Origin of the sequence: Citricoccus sp. NPDC055426 (genome assembly GCF_040677445.1) — a bacterium.
GTDB lineage: Bacteria > Actinomycetota > Actinomycetes > Actinomycetales > Micrococcaceae > Citricoccus.
On record NZ_JBFARZ010000001.1, the window covers coordinates 451,556 to 466,405 of the forward strand.

Sequence of the window (14,850 nt, forward strand, 5' to 3'; positions counted from 1 at the left end):
CACGAAACGGGCGTTGACGCCCGTGTGGAACACGTCAAGTGTGTCTGGAAAAGGAGACTAACCGTGGATACCTGGTCGGCAAGCGTCGCGCGTGATTTCGCCTATCGCGAAGGATGGGTCTACCTCCAGTCCGCGGGGGCGGGCCTCGCCTTCCCCGGTGCGGCGGATGCAGCCGGTCAGTACTACCGCGACGTGGCGCTGCTCGGGTGCGATGCGCAGCCGAGGTGGCACCGTCCCCTCCAGGGTGCGAGGCAGCGGGCCGCTCGGCTGTTGGGGGTGCCGGAGGAGGACGTCGAGTTCTTCCGCAACACCAGCGAGGTCATCAACCTCGCCGCGAACAGTGTGGCCTGGCACCGCGGGGACGAGATCGTGGTGCTCGCGGACGACTACCCCTGCAACGTCCTCCCGTGGTCGAACGCTGAAGCCGCGGGCGTGGACATCGTGCGCGTCCAGCCGACGGCGCCCAGCCGGCGTGAGCAGCAGGTGCTCGAGGCGATCACGCCGCGCACCCGGATCGTCTCGGTGTCGCACGTGCATCCGTGGACCGGGACGATGCTGGACCTGAACCGCCTGGGCCGTGCGTGCCGGGACGTGGACGCCCTACTGGTGGTGGACGGGATCCAGGCGCTTGGCGCGGTGCCCGTGGACCTGAGCTACGTGGACGTCTACGGCGCCGGGGTCTTCAAGTGGCTGATGTCCGGCTTCGGCACCGCGGTCGGTGTCTTCCGCGAACGCGCCCGGGAGGCGCTCACGCCGATCTTCCGCAGCTATGTTAATCCGGCGCCCAGCACCTCGTTCAACTACGCTGCGCCGAACTTCCCGGGCCTGTACGTCCTGGACGCGACGCTCGAATACCTGGATGGCCTCGGCTGGTCGAACATCTACGCCCGCGTCGACCAGCTCGCCGGCGAGGTCTTCACCGCGCTGGAAGGGATCGGGGTCGGATCGATCACGCCGCGTGATGCGCGGGCGGGGATCGTCGCCCTTGAGGACGTGGGCGACTCCGCGGCGGTCGCGCGCGAGCTGCAGCAGCGCAAGGTCTCGGCGTCCGACAAGGCCGGACGGCTCCTCGTCTCCCCGCACTTCTACAACACCTCCGAGGACATCGCGCGCTTCGCCGAGGCACTGGCCGACACCCTGGCCACGCCCCGGTGACCCCCGGGCCGGCTCAGCCTCTCCCCGGCCCCCGTCCCTCAGGTGTGCCCTCCGGCTCGTGGCCGTAGGCCTCCGTCAGTGCCGCGAAGGAATCCTCGGGGTGCGTTGCGGCCGCGGCCTCCCAGGTGCGCCGGACACCCGGCATCAGGGCACTGGAGATCCCCGCCCCGTCCAGGGCCTCGTCCACCAGGTCCAACACTTCGAGGAACTTCTCCAGGCCGGCCCCGTCCGGGGCATTCTGGCCCCGCACCCCGTCGGTGAACTGCAGCTCCAGGCGGCGTGACGCGGCCCAGCCGCCCATCAGGGCGTCCAGCGCCACCTCGGGGTCGATCCCCAGAACCCGCACCAGGGCCGCCGCCTCCGCCGCGGCCACCGAGTGGGCCGCGACGAGCAGCTGGTTCACCAGCTTGATGGCTACCCCGGACCCTGGCCCACCCACGGGCACGATCCGGGCGCACGTGGCCTCAAGGAACGGACGGGCTGCGGCCAGAGCCTCCTCGGTGCCGCCGCACATCGTCACGAGGGTGCCGTCCGCGGCCCCCGCCGGTCCGCCGGACACCGGAGCGTCCACGTAGTGGATGCCCCGCGCCGCCAAGGACGAGGCGACCTCCCGGGAGACGCCCGGGTCGATCGTCGCGTGCTCGATCACCAGCCCGGCCTGCAGCGCGGAGGAGCCCGGGCCGCCGTCGAGGTAGACCTCCCGCACCGCCGCCGTGTCCAGCAGGCAACTGACCAGCACCGGGCGGCCGAGCACCTCTTGAAGCGTCCCGGTGCCCAGCCCGGCCTCCTGAAGCTCCCGAGCCCGTTCGGGGCGGCGCGCCCAGACCAGCACGTCGTGGCCGGACTGCTGCAGGCGACGGGCCATGGGCTCGCCCATGGCGCCGGCGCCGATGAACCCCAGCGCGGTCATGATCCCTCCGACCCCACCGACGGTGCGACCAGGAAGTCCAGGTCGCACCCCTCGTGCGGCTGCAGCGCGTGCTGGGCCTGCAGCCGGGCGAAGCCCCGCGCCGGCACGGGCGGGGGCGCCACCGGTGCCCGGGCGGCGAACTCCTTCTCGGGCACGCAGTGGTTGAGCTCGCCGGTGCCGGCGTCGATCACCACCTCGTCTCCGGTGCGTAACCGGGCCAGCGGCCCGCCGACCGCGGACTCCGGGCTGACGTGCAGCACCACGGACCCGGTGGAGGTGCCGCTCATCCGGGCATCGGAGATCCGCACCATGTCCCGCACCCCCTGGCGGTGCAGCTTCGCGGGGATGGGCAGGTGGCCGACCTCCGGCATCCCCGGGGCCCCGACCATGCCGAGGCCGCGCAGTACCAGGATGGTGGAGGCCTCCACGTCCAGCTCCGAGTCGTCGATCCGGGCGTGCAGGTCCTGAAGCCCGTCGAATACCACCACGCGGGCCCGGTGCCGGGCCGGGGCGTCCGCGGCCAGCTTCATGACGCAGCCGTCCGGGGCGAGGGTGCCGCGCATCAGCCGCAGGGCACCGCGCGGTGCCACCGGGTCCTGCGCGGTGCGCAACGCAGGGTGGCCCTCCGGCGGGGGCGTGGCGTCCAGGACCTCGCCCCAGGTACGGCCACCGGCCGCCGGGGCCTCGCCGTGGATCCTGTCGCCGAGCCGCCGCAGCACCTCCGGCACGCCGCCGGCCTGGTCCAGGTGCTCCAGTAGGTAACGTCCACCGGGCCGGACGTCGGCCAGCACCGGGGTGGTCCGGGACCACTCGTCCAGCCGCTCGAGCCCGATCCGCAGTCCGGCGCGCCCGGCGATCGCCTCCAGGTGGATGACGGCATTGGTGGAGCCGCCCATCGCCGTGATGGCCCGGAACGCGTTTTCCAGGGACTCCAGCGTCACCAGCTCGGTGGGCAGCTGCCCACGCCCGACGGCGGCCACGATCGCCTCCCCGGTCAAGCGCGCCAGCGCGCGGCGAGACGCGCTGGCCGCCGCCGGCAGCGTCGAGCCCGGCAGGGCGAAGCCCAGCACCTCGGCCACCGCCGCCATGGTGGTGGCCGTGCCCATCACGTTGCAGGTGCCGACCCCCACGTTGACGCTGCCCTCCAGCGCCATCCAGGCGCCGTCGTCGAGCTCTCCGACCCGCCGCTGTTCGCACAGCGGCCAGACGTCATCCACGGTGAACTCACGGTTCGCCCCGAAGCAGGAGACGGGGCGCGGCCCGGCGGCCACCACCATGGCGGGCACCCCGGCGCTGAGCGCCCCCATGATCTGGGCGGGGATGGTCTTGTCGCAGCCGCCCAGCAGCACCACGCCGTCGAGGGGGGAGGCGCGGACCATCTCCTCCACATCCATGGACATCAGGTTGCGCAGGTACATGGACGAGGGGCGGGAGAAGGGCTCGGAGATCGAGATCGTGGGGAACTCCAGGGGCTGGCCCCCGGCGGCCCGGACCCCTGCCTTCACCTCGGCCGCGAGCTCGTCCAGCCCGGCATTGCAGGGGTTGAGCTCGCTGGCGGTGTTGGCGATGCCGATCACCGGCGAGCGGCGGACGTCCTCGGCCGAGAATCCCGCACCGCGCAGGAACGCCCGGTGCAGCAGCCCGTCCTGGGTGTCCCCGCGGAACAGGGCCCCGCCTCCGCGGTTGATTCCCTCTTGTGACATGGGTGCTCCTCGCCGGTCAGCCACCCCTCCACCGTGAAGGGTGGTGCTGGGCAGGACGATACAGGGCGGGCCGCTCAGTCCCGCCGGTGCCGGGCGCGTGGCGCCGGGCGGGACCGGGCGGGCGGCAGCGGATGCGGCGCACGGGAGGCCCCCACGGTCCCGGTCAGCTCGCCGAGTCCCTCGACGGCCATGCGGACCACGTCCCCCTCCTGCAGCGGCGGCGGGACCAGGTCACCGCCGGCCTTGCCCCAGAGCTCGCCCAGGCAGCCGCCGTTGCCCACGGTCCCGGAGCCGAGGACGTCCCCGGGAACCACGCGGGAGGCCCGGGAGGAGTAGACGAGCAGCTCGGGGAAGGTCCAGGCCATGTTGGCGACCAGGTCCGCCCCGATGAGCTCGTCGTTGACGTACACCTCGGCCCGGACGGCCAGGAAGCCCTCGTCGTCCAGGAAGGGCGCCATCTCGTCCGCGGTGACGATCCACGGTCCGAGCGAGGTGGCGAAGTCCTTGCCCTTGGCCGGGCCCAGATGGCCGCGCATCTCGGCGGCCTGGATGTCCCGGGCGGACCAGTCGTTCATGATCAGGTAGCCGAACACGTGCTCGGCGGCCTCGTCCACGCCGAGGTCGGTGCCGGGACGCCCGTCCACCCCGCCGACCACCACGGCGATCTCGAGCTCGAAGTCGAGCCGTTCGGTGGCCGGGGGAGTGATCGTCTGGCCGGTGCCGAAGATCTGGTGCGGGTTGGTGAAGTAGAAGGTGGGGGACTCGTACCAGGCCTCTCCCACCTGGGGGTCACCATTCGCATCGGCGCTCATGCCCTCCACGTGCTCCTCGAAGACGGCGAAGTCGCGCACCGCCGCGGGCACCAGGGGCGCCAGCAGGGTGACCTCGGTCAGCGGGACGCCGTCGGCTGGGTCGGCCCGGCCGTGGAGGTCGGCCGCGGCCGCCAGCCCGGCCGCCAGGACCTCGCGCACCGTGGCCCCCTCGGGGAACGGCACCACCGCGTCCTCGATCACGAAGCCCTCGCCGTGGGTGTCACCGTGCGTCCAGCGTGCGATCCTCATCGCTTCCCTCCTTCTGCTGTCTCCTGCCGTGCTGCGCTGTGCAGTGCGGCGGTCTGCGGCGTCTCCAGCTCGGTGGCGTTGCCGCCGAGCACCGCGCGTTCGATCTCGGGATCCAACCCGGCCGTGCGGAGGAATCCGACCGGGTCCTCGCTGCCCATGTCAAAGGGATAGTCGCTGCCCATCAACACCTGGGAGTGCCCGGCCACCTCGATCAGCTGCTGCAGGGCACGGGGATCGTGCACCACGGTGTCGAACCAGATCCGCGTCAGGTAGTGCGAGGGCGGGTGCTCGCAGCCTTGGGCATCCGGACGGACCCGCCACGCGTGGTCCGAGCGCCCGATCGCCGTGGGCAGGTACCCGCCGCCGTGGGCGGCCACCACCCGCAGGCCCGGGTGGCGGTCCAGCACGCCACCGAAGATCAGGTGGGACAGCGCGACCGCGTTTTCCACCGGCTGGCCCACCGTGTTGACCAGGTAGAACCGGTCCAGGCGTTCATCGAGCGTGCAGCCGAAGGGGTGCACGAACACCGGGCAGCCGAGTTCGGCGGCCCGCGCCCAGAACGGTTCCAGTCGTGGGTCCGAGAGCTCCACGTCCCCGGCGGCGGAGGAGATCTCCACCCCGAGCAGTCCGCGGCCGAGCACGGCGTCCTCCAGCAGCTGCCGGGCGCGCTCGGGCCACTGCAGCGGCACCAGGCCGAGCCCGGTGAGCCGCTCCGGCGCCTGGGCCACGTGCTCGGCGATCAGCCGGTTCGCCTCCGTGCAGGCCCACACGGCGAGGTCCTCCTCAGCCCAGGGGTAGTAGTGGTTGGGGGAGGCGCTCACCCACTGGCGGTCCACCCCCTGCTCGTCCATGATCCGCAGCCGCTCGGCCACGTCGATGAGCCGGGGGATCCGGGCGGCCACCATGGGGCCGGACACCTGCTGGCTGGCCGCCCCGTTGCGGCGGTGGTCCAGCTCGGCGGCCGCGGCCACGCCCTCCGGGGCCCGGCGGACGACCTCCTCATGCAGGGAGGGCAGCAGCACGTGGGCGTGCACATCGACGATCATGCCCGCACCGCCACTCGCTGGGCCACGCCGCCGAGCAGCCCCGGCACGTCCGCGGAGTGATCCTGGCCGTCCCGCTGCCATTCGGCCAACTGCACGGAGGCGTCCACGATGGCGGTGGCCCGCTCCACGCGGCGGGCATGGAACTCCTCCCACAGGTCCTCGTCCAGGGCCGCGCGTTCCACGAGCAGCTCCGTGAGGACCAGGGCGTCCTCCAACCCCTGCGCCGCTCCCTGGGCGATGGTGGGCGGGCAGGAGTGCGCGGCGTCCCCGATGATCACCGCGCGGCCGCGGTTCCACCGGCCGGGGACCACATGCTGGGTGAACCAGGTGTAGTTCACCTGCGCGTTCCCGGCGGCCAGATCGGCCCGCACCTGGTCCCAGGGCCCGCCGTAGGCCCGGCTCTGCTCGATCATGGCGGCGGCGCCCTCCTCGGCGGTGGCACCGAAATGGTCCCCCGCATCGGACACCAGGAACGCGTACATGGAGTCCTGGCCGGTGGGGGTGTACCCGGCGATGTAGCAGGGCCCGCCGTAGTACAGCTCCGTGAACTGGACCTCGGCCGGCCGGGAGACGAAGGCCCGCCAGATCCCCATTCCGGTGTGCTCGGGCTCGGCCGAGATGCCCAGGGCCGTGCGCACGGTCGAGTGCAGGCCATCGGCTCCGATCACCAGGTCGTAGCGGCCCGCCGGTCCCGACTCCAGGAGCAACTCGGCGTGGTCCTCGGTCACGTTCACGCCGGTCACCCGCTGCCCGAACCGGACGGTGGCGCCGGCCCGGACGGCGTGATCGTGCAGGATGCGGGTGAGGTCCGCCCGCGGCATCCCCATGGCGGAGGGCAACCCGGACGCCGGATCCTCGCCCTCCTCCCGGCGGGCGATCACCGGGGCCTGCGGGCCGGGGGCCCGCATCCCCATCCCGTCGAAGGGGAACCCGGCCGCGCTGGCCTCCTCCCACACGCCCAGCTCCGCGAACGCGCGCAGGGCGTTGCCCTGCAGCGAGATCCCCGAACCCAGGGCGCTCAGTTCGGCGTTCGCCTCGAAGACCTCCACCACGACGCCGGCCCGGGCCAGTTGGATGGCCGCGGCCAGTCCGCTCACTCCGGTGCCGACGACGGCGACCCTGTTCACTGCGGTCATGATCAGTACCTCTCTCTGCCTCAATGGGCCTGGTGATGCCGGGGGGAGAATCTCAGAGCAGGGCGATGGGATTGAGGGGCGAACCGACGGCACCGGTGATGGGCAGCGGCTGCGCCGAGAGCAGGAACTCATACCGTCCGCGCTCGGCGCAGGCCTGCCCGATCCCCTCCAGGTCCCACATCTCACCGACCGTCAGTCCCATGTTGGGGATGACGACCTGGTGCAGGGGCTGGAAGGAATCGTGGAACTCGTTCGGACGCACCTCGAAACCCCACGTGTCCGTGGCGATCGCGGCGATCTCGCTGCGATGCAGCCACCCGGCGGTGGTGAGGGACAGCCCGGGGGCCGGCCCGCCGGCATAGTCACCCCAGCCCTGGCGGCGGACGCGGGCGAGCTGACCGGTGCGGACCAACAGGATGTCTCCCCGGCCGACGGCGGACGAGACGCCCTGGGCGGCGAGGCAGGCCTGAAGGTCCTCGGTGGTGATCGCATAGCCGTCCTCCAGCTCACCGGTCTCCGGGCGCAGGTGCCGGCCCAGATCGAGCAGCACACCCCGGGAGACGATGACGGCGGCGGCGTGCTCGATCCCGGTGACCTGGTCACCCTGGGTGGTGACGACGTCCCCGGCTCGGCGCCCGTTCCAGGCGTACCCGTGGTCGAAGATGTGGCCGAGGCCGTCCCACTGGGTGGAGCACTGCAGGGGCATCACGATCAGGTCGTCCGCCCCGCCGATCCCGTGCGGGTGGACCCCGGGGTTGCGCTCGGCGTCCAGGCCGGTGCCGGTCATGGTGTGGACCGGGTTGTTGCGCTTCTTCCACCCCTTCTGCGGGCCGTCCTCGTTGAACTCCTGGCCGAGCGAGACGGTCAGCCCCTCCGTGACCAGGCGGGCGGCCTCCAGGCGCTTGGCGGCGTCGATGAAGTTCAGGGTCCCCAGGGCATCGTCCTCGCCCCACCGCCCCCAGTTGCGGTACGCCTCGGCCCGCACGCCGACCTCGCCGGTCGGATCGGTCGGATCCAGGTCCGCCGGGTTCTCAGACAGCGAGCTCATCTGCTTCCTCCTGCACTCTCAGCGATACAACGGACCCTCTGGGTGCCCAGGCCCTGGACCGAGCCCTCCATGACATCGCCATCCCGCAGCAGCCGCCCCCAGTGGGCGCCGTTGCCGGCAGGGCTGCCGGTCAGCAGCAGGTCCCCGGGAAGCAGCGGCATGTTCAACGAGGCCGCGGAGATCAGCGCGGGCACGTCGAACAGCAGGTCCGAGGTGACGGCATCCTGCATGCGCTCGCCGTTCAGGTCCAGGGTGATGGCCAGGTTGTGGGGCTCCACGAAGCCTGCCGGGACCAGGAACGGGCCGGTGGGCAGGAACCCCGGGGCGTTCTTGGAGCGGTACCAGTCCGCGCCGATGCCCTTCGAGTCCTCACGGAACACGCGGTCCCGCGTGGTGATGTCGTTGCAGATGGTGTAGCCGGCCACGTGGTCCATCGCCTCCTCGGGGGTGATCCTGAACCCCTCCCGGCCGATCACCACGGCCAGCTCCAGCTCCCAGTCGTGCTGCTCGCTATAGGACGGCAACACCAGCGGGACGTCGTCGCCGACGACCGCCGTGGGCAGGCCGATGAAGAAGTACGGTTCCCCGGTGGCGGCGCGCTCATCCATCATCCGGGCCGCGTCCTCGCGGATCTCGACTTCGGGCCGGGTGTCAGACGTCGGGGCGTGGGCCACCACGAGGTCGATGACGTGGGTCCGGTAGTTCGCCCCGGCCTGGACCACCTGGCGCGGTTGGACCGGTGCCGTCAGCGTGACCTCGGCCAGGGGCCGCCAGGGACTGTCCGTGCCCGAGCCAGCGCCCGTACCCGTGCCTTCGTCGACGAGCCGGCCGAGCCGGTCCCAGTCGGGGGCGGCCAGGAAGGCGTTGAGGTCCGGTGCGCCGAGGTCCGCCTCGTCGAGGGCACGGATGCGCTCGCCGGCCACGAGGCCGAGGCGCGCCGTGCCGCCGTCGTCTCCGTCGCCGTCCCCGTCCCGAAAGCGGGCCACCGCGAACGGTGCGGTCAATCCGGTGCCGGGGGCCGGCGTCGTGCTGGTCATTCGGTGACCCCTGCGGACTTCGCGGCCAACTGGTCGCGGACCTCCTCGGTGATGCCCTCCTCCGAGGCGCTGGGTCCGTTCGCCGGCGGGAAGGACTCGCTCAGGGACGCGTGCATGGGACTGTTCTGGTAGATGTCGTAGGAGCCCTGGGACGTCTTCCAGGTGTTCGCGTCCCAGTCGGGCACGTAGTTGCGGTAGCCGCCGGTGTTGAGCTCGATCCGCATGGAGGAGGGCTCGCGGTAGTACAGGAACGACTGCTCGCCGATGCCGTGGATGGTGGGGCCGTACTCGATGCGCACCCCGTCCTCCAGCAGCGAGTCCGCGGCGATCAGCATCTCCTCGCGGGTGTCCACCCAGAACGCGAAGTGGTTGATGCGTCCGGCGCGCTCCGAGCCGTCGAGCACGATGCCCAGATCGTGGGACTTCTCGTTGGTGGTGATCACCGAGAACACCGAGAGGGGGATGTCCTCCAGCACCGTGCGGGCCATGATCCGGTAGCCCAGTACCTCGCTGTACCAGGCGGCGAAGGCGTCCACGTCGCTGGCGCAGACGGTGACGTGGTCGAGATGGCGGGGGGCACCGGCCACCCGGCTGCGCCGCTGGGGGCGGTCCGGGAAGACCGAGGCGAGCTCGCCCTCCTCGTAGCGGAAATGCCGGGCGTCCCAGTGCAGGGTCATCGAGTGGCCCCACGGTCCCACGAAGCGGTAGGCGCGGCCGATGTCCAGGCCGTCGAACCACTCACCGGTGACGCCGGCGGCCTCGATGCGCTGCACGGCCTCGTCCAAGGCCTCGCGGCTGGTGGTGCGCCAGGCCATGGTGGCCAGGGAGGGTTCGTCACCGTGCTGGATCACCAGGCTGTAGGTGTAGTAGTCGCCCCAGCAACGCAGGTAGACGGCACCGTCCTGGCGGGCGACCTCGGTGAGACCGACCTTGTTGACGTAGAAGTCCACCGATGCCTCGACATCGGGGGTGGTCAACGCGACGTACGACAGGTGGGAGAGAAGCGTGGTCATCCTCGGTCCTTTCAGTGCCCGGAGTGGGCCATGGCCCGGTTGGGCCTCGTTGGTTCTATAGTGGTCGGCGTCACATCATCAGTGAAGCCCGGAATGCATATCCCAACTATCGGCATCGCTGATAGCCTGACCGGAAGGTCGGGAGCGCTCGGCCGCAGCCGGCCGCAGTCGACGGGAATCGACGGAAATCGACAGAAATCGACAGAAGGAGGCCGCGGCCATGCCGGACGAGCGCCTGCTCTCACGCCTCGACCTGAACCTGCTCGTGGCGCTGGACGCCCTGCTCACCGAGCGGAACGTCACGCGGGCGGCGGCCCGGCTGCAGCTGAGCCAGCCCTCGCTGAGCGCCTCCCTGGGCAAGCTCCGCCGGCACTTCGACGATCAGCTGCTGGCCCGGCGGGGCAACACCTATGAGCTCACGCCGCTGGCCGTGCGGCTGGCCGAGCACACCACCGTGGCGCTGGATGCCACCCGCCGGGTGTTCGAGAGCCAGTCCCGGTGGGATCCCACGGAGTCCGAGCGCGAGTTCATCATCCACTGCTCCGACTACTCGCTGGCCACGATCGCGCCGCGGGTGACGCGGATCGCCCACCAGCAGGCGCCCCACGTCCGGATGCACTTCGTGCCCTCCTCGCCGGAGACCATGGACGAGGTGCTGCTGCGGCTGCCCTCGATCGACGCGCTCGTGCTGCCCCACGGAGTGGTCTCCGAACTGCCGCACCTGGACGTCATCCGGGACGACTGGGTGGCCATCGCCGCCACCGGCAATGAACGGGTCGCCGGCGGGCTCACCATGGAGGTGCTCTCCGAATCCCCCTGGGTCTTCACCTACCGCACCCGCTTCGCGTTCACCTCCGTGGGGCGCCAGCTCGAGCAGCTGGGGGTGAACCCCTGGATCGAGGCGGTGGCGGAGAGCTTCGTGATGCTGCCCCTGTTCGTGGAGCACACCGAGCGCCTGGCGATCATCCAGCGCCATCTCTCCCCGCTCGCCCAGCGCATGGGGGACGTCCAGGTGCTCGAGCTGCCGTTCAACGCGGTGCCGCTGTTGAACGCACTGTGGTGGCACCCGGTGCATGAGCCCGATCCGGAGCACCGGTGGTTGCGTGAGGTGTTCACCGCGGCTCGCATCGGCTTCGAGGATCACGACGGCGGCGCGCACCCGGGGTGACCGGGCGCCGCTACCGGGGGGAGGCCTTGAGGCCGCAGCGCTGGATCTCGTCCAGCACCCGGGTGCGCAGCTCGATGAACACGGGCTCGGCCCGGGTGGTCAGCTGGCTGCGCTCCCGGCCCAGGGGCACGGCGATGTCGTCGACGATCCGCGAGGGCCGCCCCCCGAAGACGACGACTCGGTCGCCCAGGTAGACCGCCTCGTCGATATCGTGGGTGACCAGCACGATCGTGATGCCGAGGTCCCGCCTCAGCCTCAGGACCAGGTCCTCCAGCTCGAACCGGGTCTGGGCGTCCAGGGACCCGAAGGGCTCGTCCATCAGCAGGATCGGTGACTCGTAGGCCAGGGCCCGGGCGATCGCGACCCGCTGTTGCATGCCGCCGGAGAGCTGCCACGGGTATCGGTGGGCGCTGTCTGTCAGGCCGACCACTTCGAGGGCGGCGGCCGCGCGCTCCAGCCGTTCCGCCTTGGCCACGCCCTGCCCCTCCAACGGGAAGGCGACGTTCTGCAGCACCCGCATCCACGGCATCAGCGAACCGCGGTAGTCCTGGAAGACCACGGCGATCTCCTCGACCGCCCCGGTGATCGGCGTGCCGCCCAGGGACACCTGCCCCGAGGTGGGCGCCGCCAGCCCGGCCAGCAGTCTCAGCAGGGTCGTCTTGCCGACCCCGGAGGGGCCGACGAGGCAGGTCACGTCACCGGGCTGGATCTCGAGGTGGAGGTCGTCGATGACCACCACCTTCTCCGCTCCGGTGCCGAAGGCCTTGCTGACGTGCTGGGCGGAGAGGGCGAGGTCGGTGGCGAGGGTCTGGGAGGTCATGCGCGTGCTCCTTTGCGGGGGCGGGTGGTGGGGCCGGCGTCCTGCTCGCGGTTCCACCGCAGCAGCCGGTGCTCGGCGAGGGCATAGAGGGAGGTGAAGACCCAGCCGATGACCCCGACCAGCAGGGTCCCTGCCCAGGCGGCGGCGAGCTGGAACCGCTGGCCGCTCTGCAGGATGAAGTACCCGACCCCCTCGGTGGCGCCGTACATCTCGCTGACCACCAGCATCACGATCCCGATGGTGATGGCCAGCCGGACGCCCACCGCGATCTGCGGCAGCGCGCCGGCGAGCACGACCTTGGGGATCTGCAGACGCAAGGGGATCCGGTAGGCCCGGGACGCCTCGAAGATGGCGGGCTGGATGGAGCGCACGCCCACGATGCAGTTGAGCAGGATGGGCCACACGCAGGCGATGAAGATGAGGAACACCTTCGGCTCCCGCCCGATCCCGAGCGTGAGGATGATGATCGGGACGAAGACCACGTTCGGCAGGGACCGGAAGAAGTCCAGGTAGGGGTCCAGGATGAGGCCGACCCGGGGCATCAGCCCGATCGCCGTGCCGAGGGCAAGCCCGACCACCAGGGACAGGAGCAGCGCCAGGAAGTAGTTGCCGAAGCTGAACAGCGCATCGCTCCAGAGCCCGCCACTGCTGGCCCATTGGCCCATGGTGCCGAGGATCTCGGTCAGGGGCGGCCAGAACACCGAGGTGGAGGAGGCGGACGCGGCGAACCACAGCAGGATCAGCGTCACCGGCAGCCAGGCCTGCAGCAGCACCGAGGCCAGCGGTGAGTAGGTCTTGGTACCCATGTCAGTCTCCCGATCCCTGGGGCTGCCAGCGCAGCAGCCGGCCCTGAGCCCACCCGAGCCCCATGTTCACGGCGTAGCCCAGCAGTCCGGCATAGACGATGTAGGCGTAGGCGAGAGCGGAGTTGCCCCCGACCTGGGCCTCGGCGATGCTCGCCCCGAGTCCGGGTGCGCCGGTCAGGACCTCCGTGGAGATCGTGACGAGGACTGCCACGGAGGCCGCCAGGCGCAGCCCGGCCAGGATGGAGGGAGCGGCGCTGGGTAGCAGCACCTTGCGCACGAAGAGCCCCCCGCGGATCCGGAACGCATGGGTGGTGTCCACGATCGAGGCGCTCACGCTGCGGACACCGTGCTGGGTCTGCAGGATGATGATGAACACCACCGCGACGAAGACCAGCACCACCTTCACCTCGATGCCGCGCCCGAGGATGAGCAGGAGCACCGCGACGAGTGCGACCGCCGGAAACGCGCGGCCGAAGTCGACGAGGAACCGCACCGACAGCTCGGCGGCCACGAATCGCCCCGTCAGGATCCCCAAGGGGATCCCCGCCACGATCCCGAAGGCGAGGCCGACCAGGGCACCGGCGAGGGTGTCGCCCAGGATCGACCAGAAGCTACCGGTCACCAGTGCCTGGGCCCACTCCATGAATACGGCGATCGGGCTGGGGAGGAGCGTGGCGGGGAAGACCCCCGTCAGGTGGATCAGGTACCAGAGGGCGATGCCTGCTCCGAAGACCAGGATCCTCCAGGGGGTGACCCCGATCCCGCCCAGCCGTGGCTCGCTGGATGTGCGGGCGCCGGCCGGGGCCCGGGCGGGGGCACGCTGGATGTCAGTCACGGTCACGTCGAAGACCTCTCATGATGTCGGGGTGGAGCGTTTCGGCGGCCATCCGATCAGCGGGCACCCTCCCAGACGATCTCCTCGTAGGTGAGGTCCTCACGGAGGTCGCCCTCGTCCTTCATCACCTGGAGCAGGGTGTTCCACCCTTCCTCGTCGAACTCGACGTTGAGGGGCTCGAGCACCATGCGCTCATCGATGAAGGGGGCCGGCAGCTGGGTGTGATCGTGGTAGGCCTGCCGCACGGCCTCCTCGTTCTCGTTGCCGTACTCGGTGCCTTTCTCGATCGCGTTGTGGAACCGCTCGAGGGCCTCCGGGTTGTTCTCGGCGAATTCCTTGGAGGCGACCCACAGCACCTGCGGGGCGTTGGGCAGGTACTCGCGCACCCCCGTGCCGACGCGGGTGAAGCCGCTGTCCACGGCGGAGAGGAGGAAGATGCTGAACGTGAAGACGGCGTCCACCTGGCCCTTCGCCGCGGCCTCCACCAGGGCGTCGGTCGGCAACGGCACGAACTCGACCGAATCCGGGTCGACTCCGTTCTCGATCAGGCCGGTCATGGTGGCCATGTGCGGCAGGCCGCCGAGCTCCGGGACGCCGATCTTCTTGCCCTCCAGGTCGGTCCATTCCTTGATGTCGCTCCCCGGCGGGACGACGACGCCGTCGGAGACCTCGCCCTCGTAGTCCGGGTCGGCTGACTTGGTGCCGGCCACTGCGACGACGGGCATGCCCTCGGCCACGGCCCGGATGACGGTCACCGCGTCGGTGGCCGCCACGTCGAATTCGCCGGAGATCACGGAGGAGTTCGCGGCGGCCCCGCCCATGCCGGTGAGCTGCATCTCGCCGATGTCGAGGCCTTCCTCCTCGAAGAAGCCCTGCTCATCAGCGAGCACGGCGTTCTCGATGTTCACGCCGCCGCGAGCCACGGTCAGCGGGAGGACCTCCTCGGCAGCGCCACTGCTGCTGCTCCCCGAATCGCTGACGGGCTCTGATTCGGCGGATCCGCCGCAAGCGGTCAATCCGAACATGAGGGCGAGGGTGGTGATGGCGGCAGCGGGTCGCAGGGTGCGTCGAAGTTCCATGTCATCTCCTGTGATGAATCCGGCGGGGAGCCG

14 protein-coding genes are annotated in these 14,850 nt (G+C 70.9%); 2 read left to right on the forward strand and 12 right to left on the reverse strand.

The window, feature by feature from the left end; all coding sequences use genetic code 11:
• Positions 1 to 63 precede the first annotated feature (63 nt).
• On the forward strand, positions 64 to 1,155 hold the full coding sequence (locus tag AB0K08_RS02090) for an aminotransferase class V-fold PLP-dependent enzyme (RefSeq protein WP_363351159.1): 1,092 nt from the start codon (positions 64 to 66) through the stop codon (positions 1,153 to 1,155).
• Between the two features lie 13 nt (positions 1,156 to 1,168).
• On the opposite strand, the gene AB0K08_RS02095 is transcribed toward AB0K08_RS02090, so the two are convergent.
• The 8 genes from AB0K08_RS02095 to AB0K08_RS02130 form a co-directional block, all read right to left on the reverse strand.
• Positions 1,169 to 2,065: an NAD(P)-dependent oxidoreductase gene (locus AB0K08_RS02095; protein WP_363351161.1), complete on the reverse strand. Its 897-nt coding sequence runs from the start codon at positions 2,063 to 2,065 to the stop codon at positions 1,169 to 1,171.
• Entirely contained in the window at positions 2,062 to 3,768 is a 1,707-nt protein-coding gene (locus AB0K08_RS02100) for a dihydroxy-acid dehydratase (protein ID WP_363351162.1), read from the reverse strand. Before AB0K08_RS02100 ends, AB0K08_RS02095 begins: the two co-directional genes overlap by 4 nt.
• A 74-nt stretch (positions 3,769 to 3,842) precedes the next feature.
• Entirely contained in the window at positions 3,843 to 4,829 is a 987-nt protein-coding gene (locus AB0K08_RS02105; protein ID WP_363351164.1) for a fumarylacetoacetate hydrolase family protein, read from the reverse strand.
• Positions 4,826 to 5,875, reverse strand: a complete 1,050-nt coding sequence (locus tag AB0K08_RS02110; protein ID WP_363351166.1) for an amidohydrolase family protein — start codon at positions 5,873 to 5,875, stop codon at positions 4,826 to 4,828. Before AB0K08_RS02110 ends, AB0K08_RS02105 begins: the two co-directional genes overlap by 4 nt.
• Positions 5,872 to 7,011 carry an FAD-dependent monooxygenase gene (locus AB0K08_RS02115; RefSeq protein ID WP_363351168.1) on the reverse strand — a complete coding sequence of 380 codons (1,140 nt, stop codon included), beginning with the start codon at positions 7,009 to 7,011 and terminating at the stop codon, positions 5,872 to 5,874. Before AB0K08_RS02115 ends, AB0K08_RS02110 begins: the two co-directional genes overlap by 4 nt.
• 52 nt (positions 7,012 to 7,063) lie before the next feature.
• On the reverse strand, positions 7,064 to 8,059 hold the full coding sequence (locus AB0K08_RS02120; RefSeq protein WP_363351170.1) for a cyclase family protein: 996 nt from the start codon (positions 8,057 to 8,059) through the stop codon (positions 7,064 to 7,066).
• Positions 8,056 to 9,096 carry a fumarylacetoacetate hydrolase family protein gene (locus AB0K08_RS02125; protein WP_363351172.1) on the reverse strand — a complete coding sequence of 347 codons (1,041 nt, stop codon included), beginning with the start codon at positions 9,094 to 9,096 and terminating at the stop codon, positions 8,056 to 8,058. Before AB0K08_RS02125 ends, AB0K08_RS02120 begins: the two co-directional genes overlap by 4 nt.
• Complete coding sequence (locus tag AB0K08_RS02130; protein WP_363351174.1) at positions 9,093 to 10,109, reverse strand: VOC family protein; 1,017 nt, start codon at positions 10,107 to 10,109, stop codon at positions 9,093 to 9,095. Before AB0K08_RS02130 ends, AB0K08_RS02125 begins: the two co-directional genes overlap by 4 nt.
• A gap of 220 nt (positions 10,110 to 10,329) precedes the next feature.
• Here AB0K08_RS02130 and AB0K08_RS02135 point away from each other — a divergent pair, with 220 nt between their 5' ends.
• Positions 10,330 to 11,277 carry a LysR family transcriptional regulator gene (locus tag AB0K08_RS02135; RefSeq protein WP_363351176.1) on the forward strand — a complete coding sequence of 316 codons (948 nt, stop codon included), beginning with the start codon at positions 10,330 to 10,332 and terminating at the stop codon, positions 11,275 to 11,277.
• A gap of 10 nt (positions 11,278 to 11,287) precedes the next feature.
• On the opposite strand, the gene AB0K08_RS02140 is transcribed toward AB0K08_RS02135, so the two are convergent.
• Genes AB0K08_RS02140 through AB0K08_RS02155 form a run of 4 tightly spaced genes read right to left on the reverse strand, consistent with a single transcriptional unit; the run spans position 11,288 to position 14,817 of the window.
• Positions 11,288 to 12,097: an ABC transporter ATP-binding protein gene (locus AB0K08_RS02140; protein ID WP_363351178.1), complete on the reverse strand. Its 810-nt coding sequence runs from the start codon at positions 12,095 to 12,097 to the stop codon at positions 11,288 to 11,290.
• Positions 12,094 to 12,903, reverse strand: a complete 810-nt coding sequence (locus tag AB0K08_RS02145; protein ID WP_363351180.1) for an ABC transporter permease — start codon at positions 12,901 to 12,903, stop codon at positions 12,094 to 12,096. The genes AB0K08_RS02140 and AB0K08_RS02145 overlap by 4 nt, the downstream gene beginning before the upstream one ends.
• A 1-nt stretch (position 12,904) precedes the next feature.
• Positions 12,905 to 13,744, reverse strand: coding sequence for an ABC transporter permease subunit (locus tag AB0K08_RS02150; protein WP_363351182.1), 840 nt, complete (start codon positions 13,742 to 13,744; stop codon positions 12,905 to 12,907).
• Between the two features lie 50 nt (positions 13,745 to 13,794).
• Positions 13,795 to 14,817, reverse strand: coding sequence for an ABC transporter substrate-binding protein (locus AB0K08_RS02155; RefSeq protein WP_115932201.1), 1,023 nt, complete (start codon positions 14,815 to 14,817; stop codon positions 13,795 to 13,797).
• Positions 14,818 to 14,850: the final 33 nt, after the last annotated feature.

What these genes read in the sequence shown, in the direction of transcription:
- AB0K08_RS02120 (WP_363351170.1), bottom strand. Translation starts at nt 8,059, where the DNA reads ATGAGCTCGCTGTCTGAGAACCCGGCGGACCTGGATCCGACCGATCCG.
- AB0K08_RS02145 (WP_363351180.1), bottom strand. Translation starts at nt 12,903, where the DNA reads ATGGGTACCAAGACCTACTCACCGCTGGCCTCGGTGCTGCTGCAGGCC.
- AB0K08_RS02105 (WP_363351164.1), bottom strand. Translation starts at nt 4,829, where the DNA reads ATGAGGATCGCACGCTGGACGCACGGTGACACCCACGGCGAGGGCTTC.
- AB0K08_RS02095 (WP_363351161.1), bottom strand. Translation starts at nt 2,065, where the DNA reads ATGACCGCGCTGGGGTTCATCGGCGCCGGCGCCATGGGCGAGCCCATG.
- AB0K08_RS02135 (WP_363351176.1), top strand. Translation starts at nt 10,330, where the DNA reads ATGCCGGACGAGCGCCTGCTCTCACGCCTCGACCTGAACCTGCTCGTG.
- AB0K08_RS02115 (WP_363351168.1), bottom strand. Translation starts at nt 7,011, where the DNA reads ATGACCGCAGTGAACAGGGTCGCCGTCGTCGGCACCGGAGTGAGCGGA.
- AB0K08_RS02100 (WP_363351162.1), bottom strand. Translation starts at nt 3,768, where the DNA reads ATGTCACAAGAGGGAATCAACCGCGGAGGCGGGGCCCTGTTCCGCGGG.
- AB0K08_RS02125 (WP_363351172.1), bottom strand. Translation starts at nt 9,096, where the DNA reads ATGACCAGCACGACGCCGGCCCCCGGCACCGGATTGACCGCACCGTTC.
- AB0K08_RS02110 (WP_363351166.1), bottom strand. Translation starts at nt 5,875, where the DNA reads ATGATCGTCGATGTGCACGCCCACGTGCTGCTGCCCTCCCTGCATGAG.
- AB0K08_RS02130 (WP_363351174.1), bottom strand. Translation starts at nt 10,109, where the DNA reads ATGACCACGCTTCTCTCCCACCTGTCGTACGTCGCGTTGACCACCCCC.
- AB0K08_RS02155 (WP_115932201.1), bottom strand. Translation starts at nt 14,817, where the DNA reads ATGGAACTTCGACGCACCCTGCGACCCGCTGCCGCCATCACCACCCTC.
- AB0K08_RS02140 (WP_363351178.1), bottom strand. Translation starts at nt 12,097, where the DNA reads ATGACCTCCCAGACCCTCGCCACCGACCTCGCCCTCTCCGCCCAGCAC.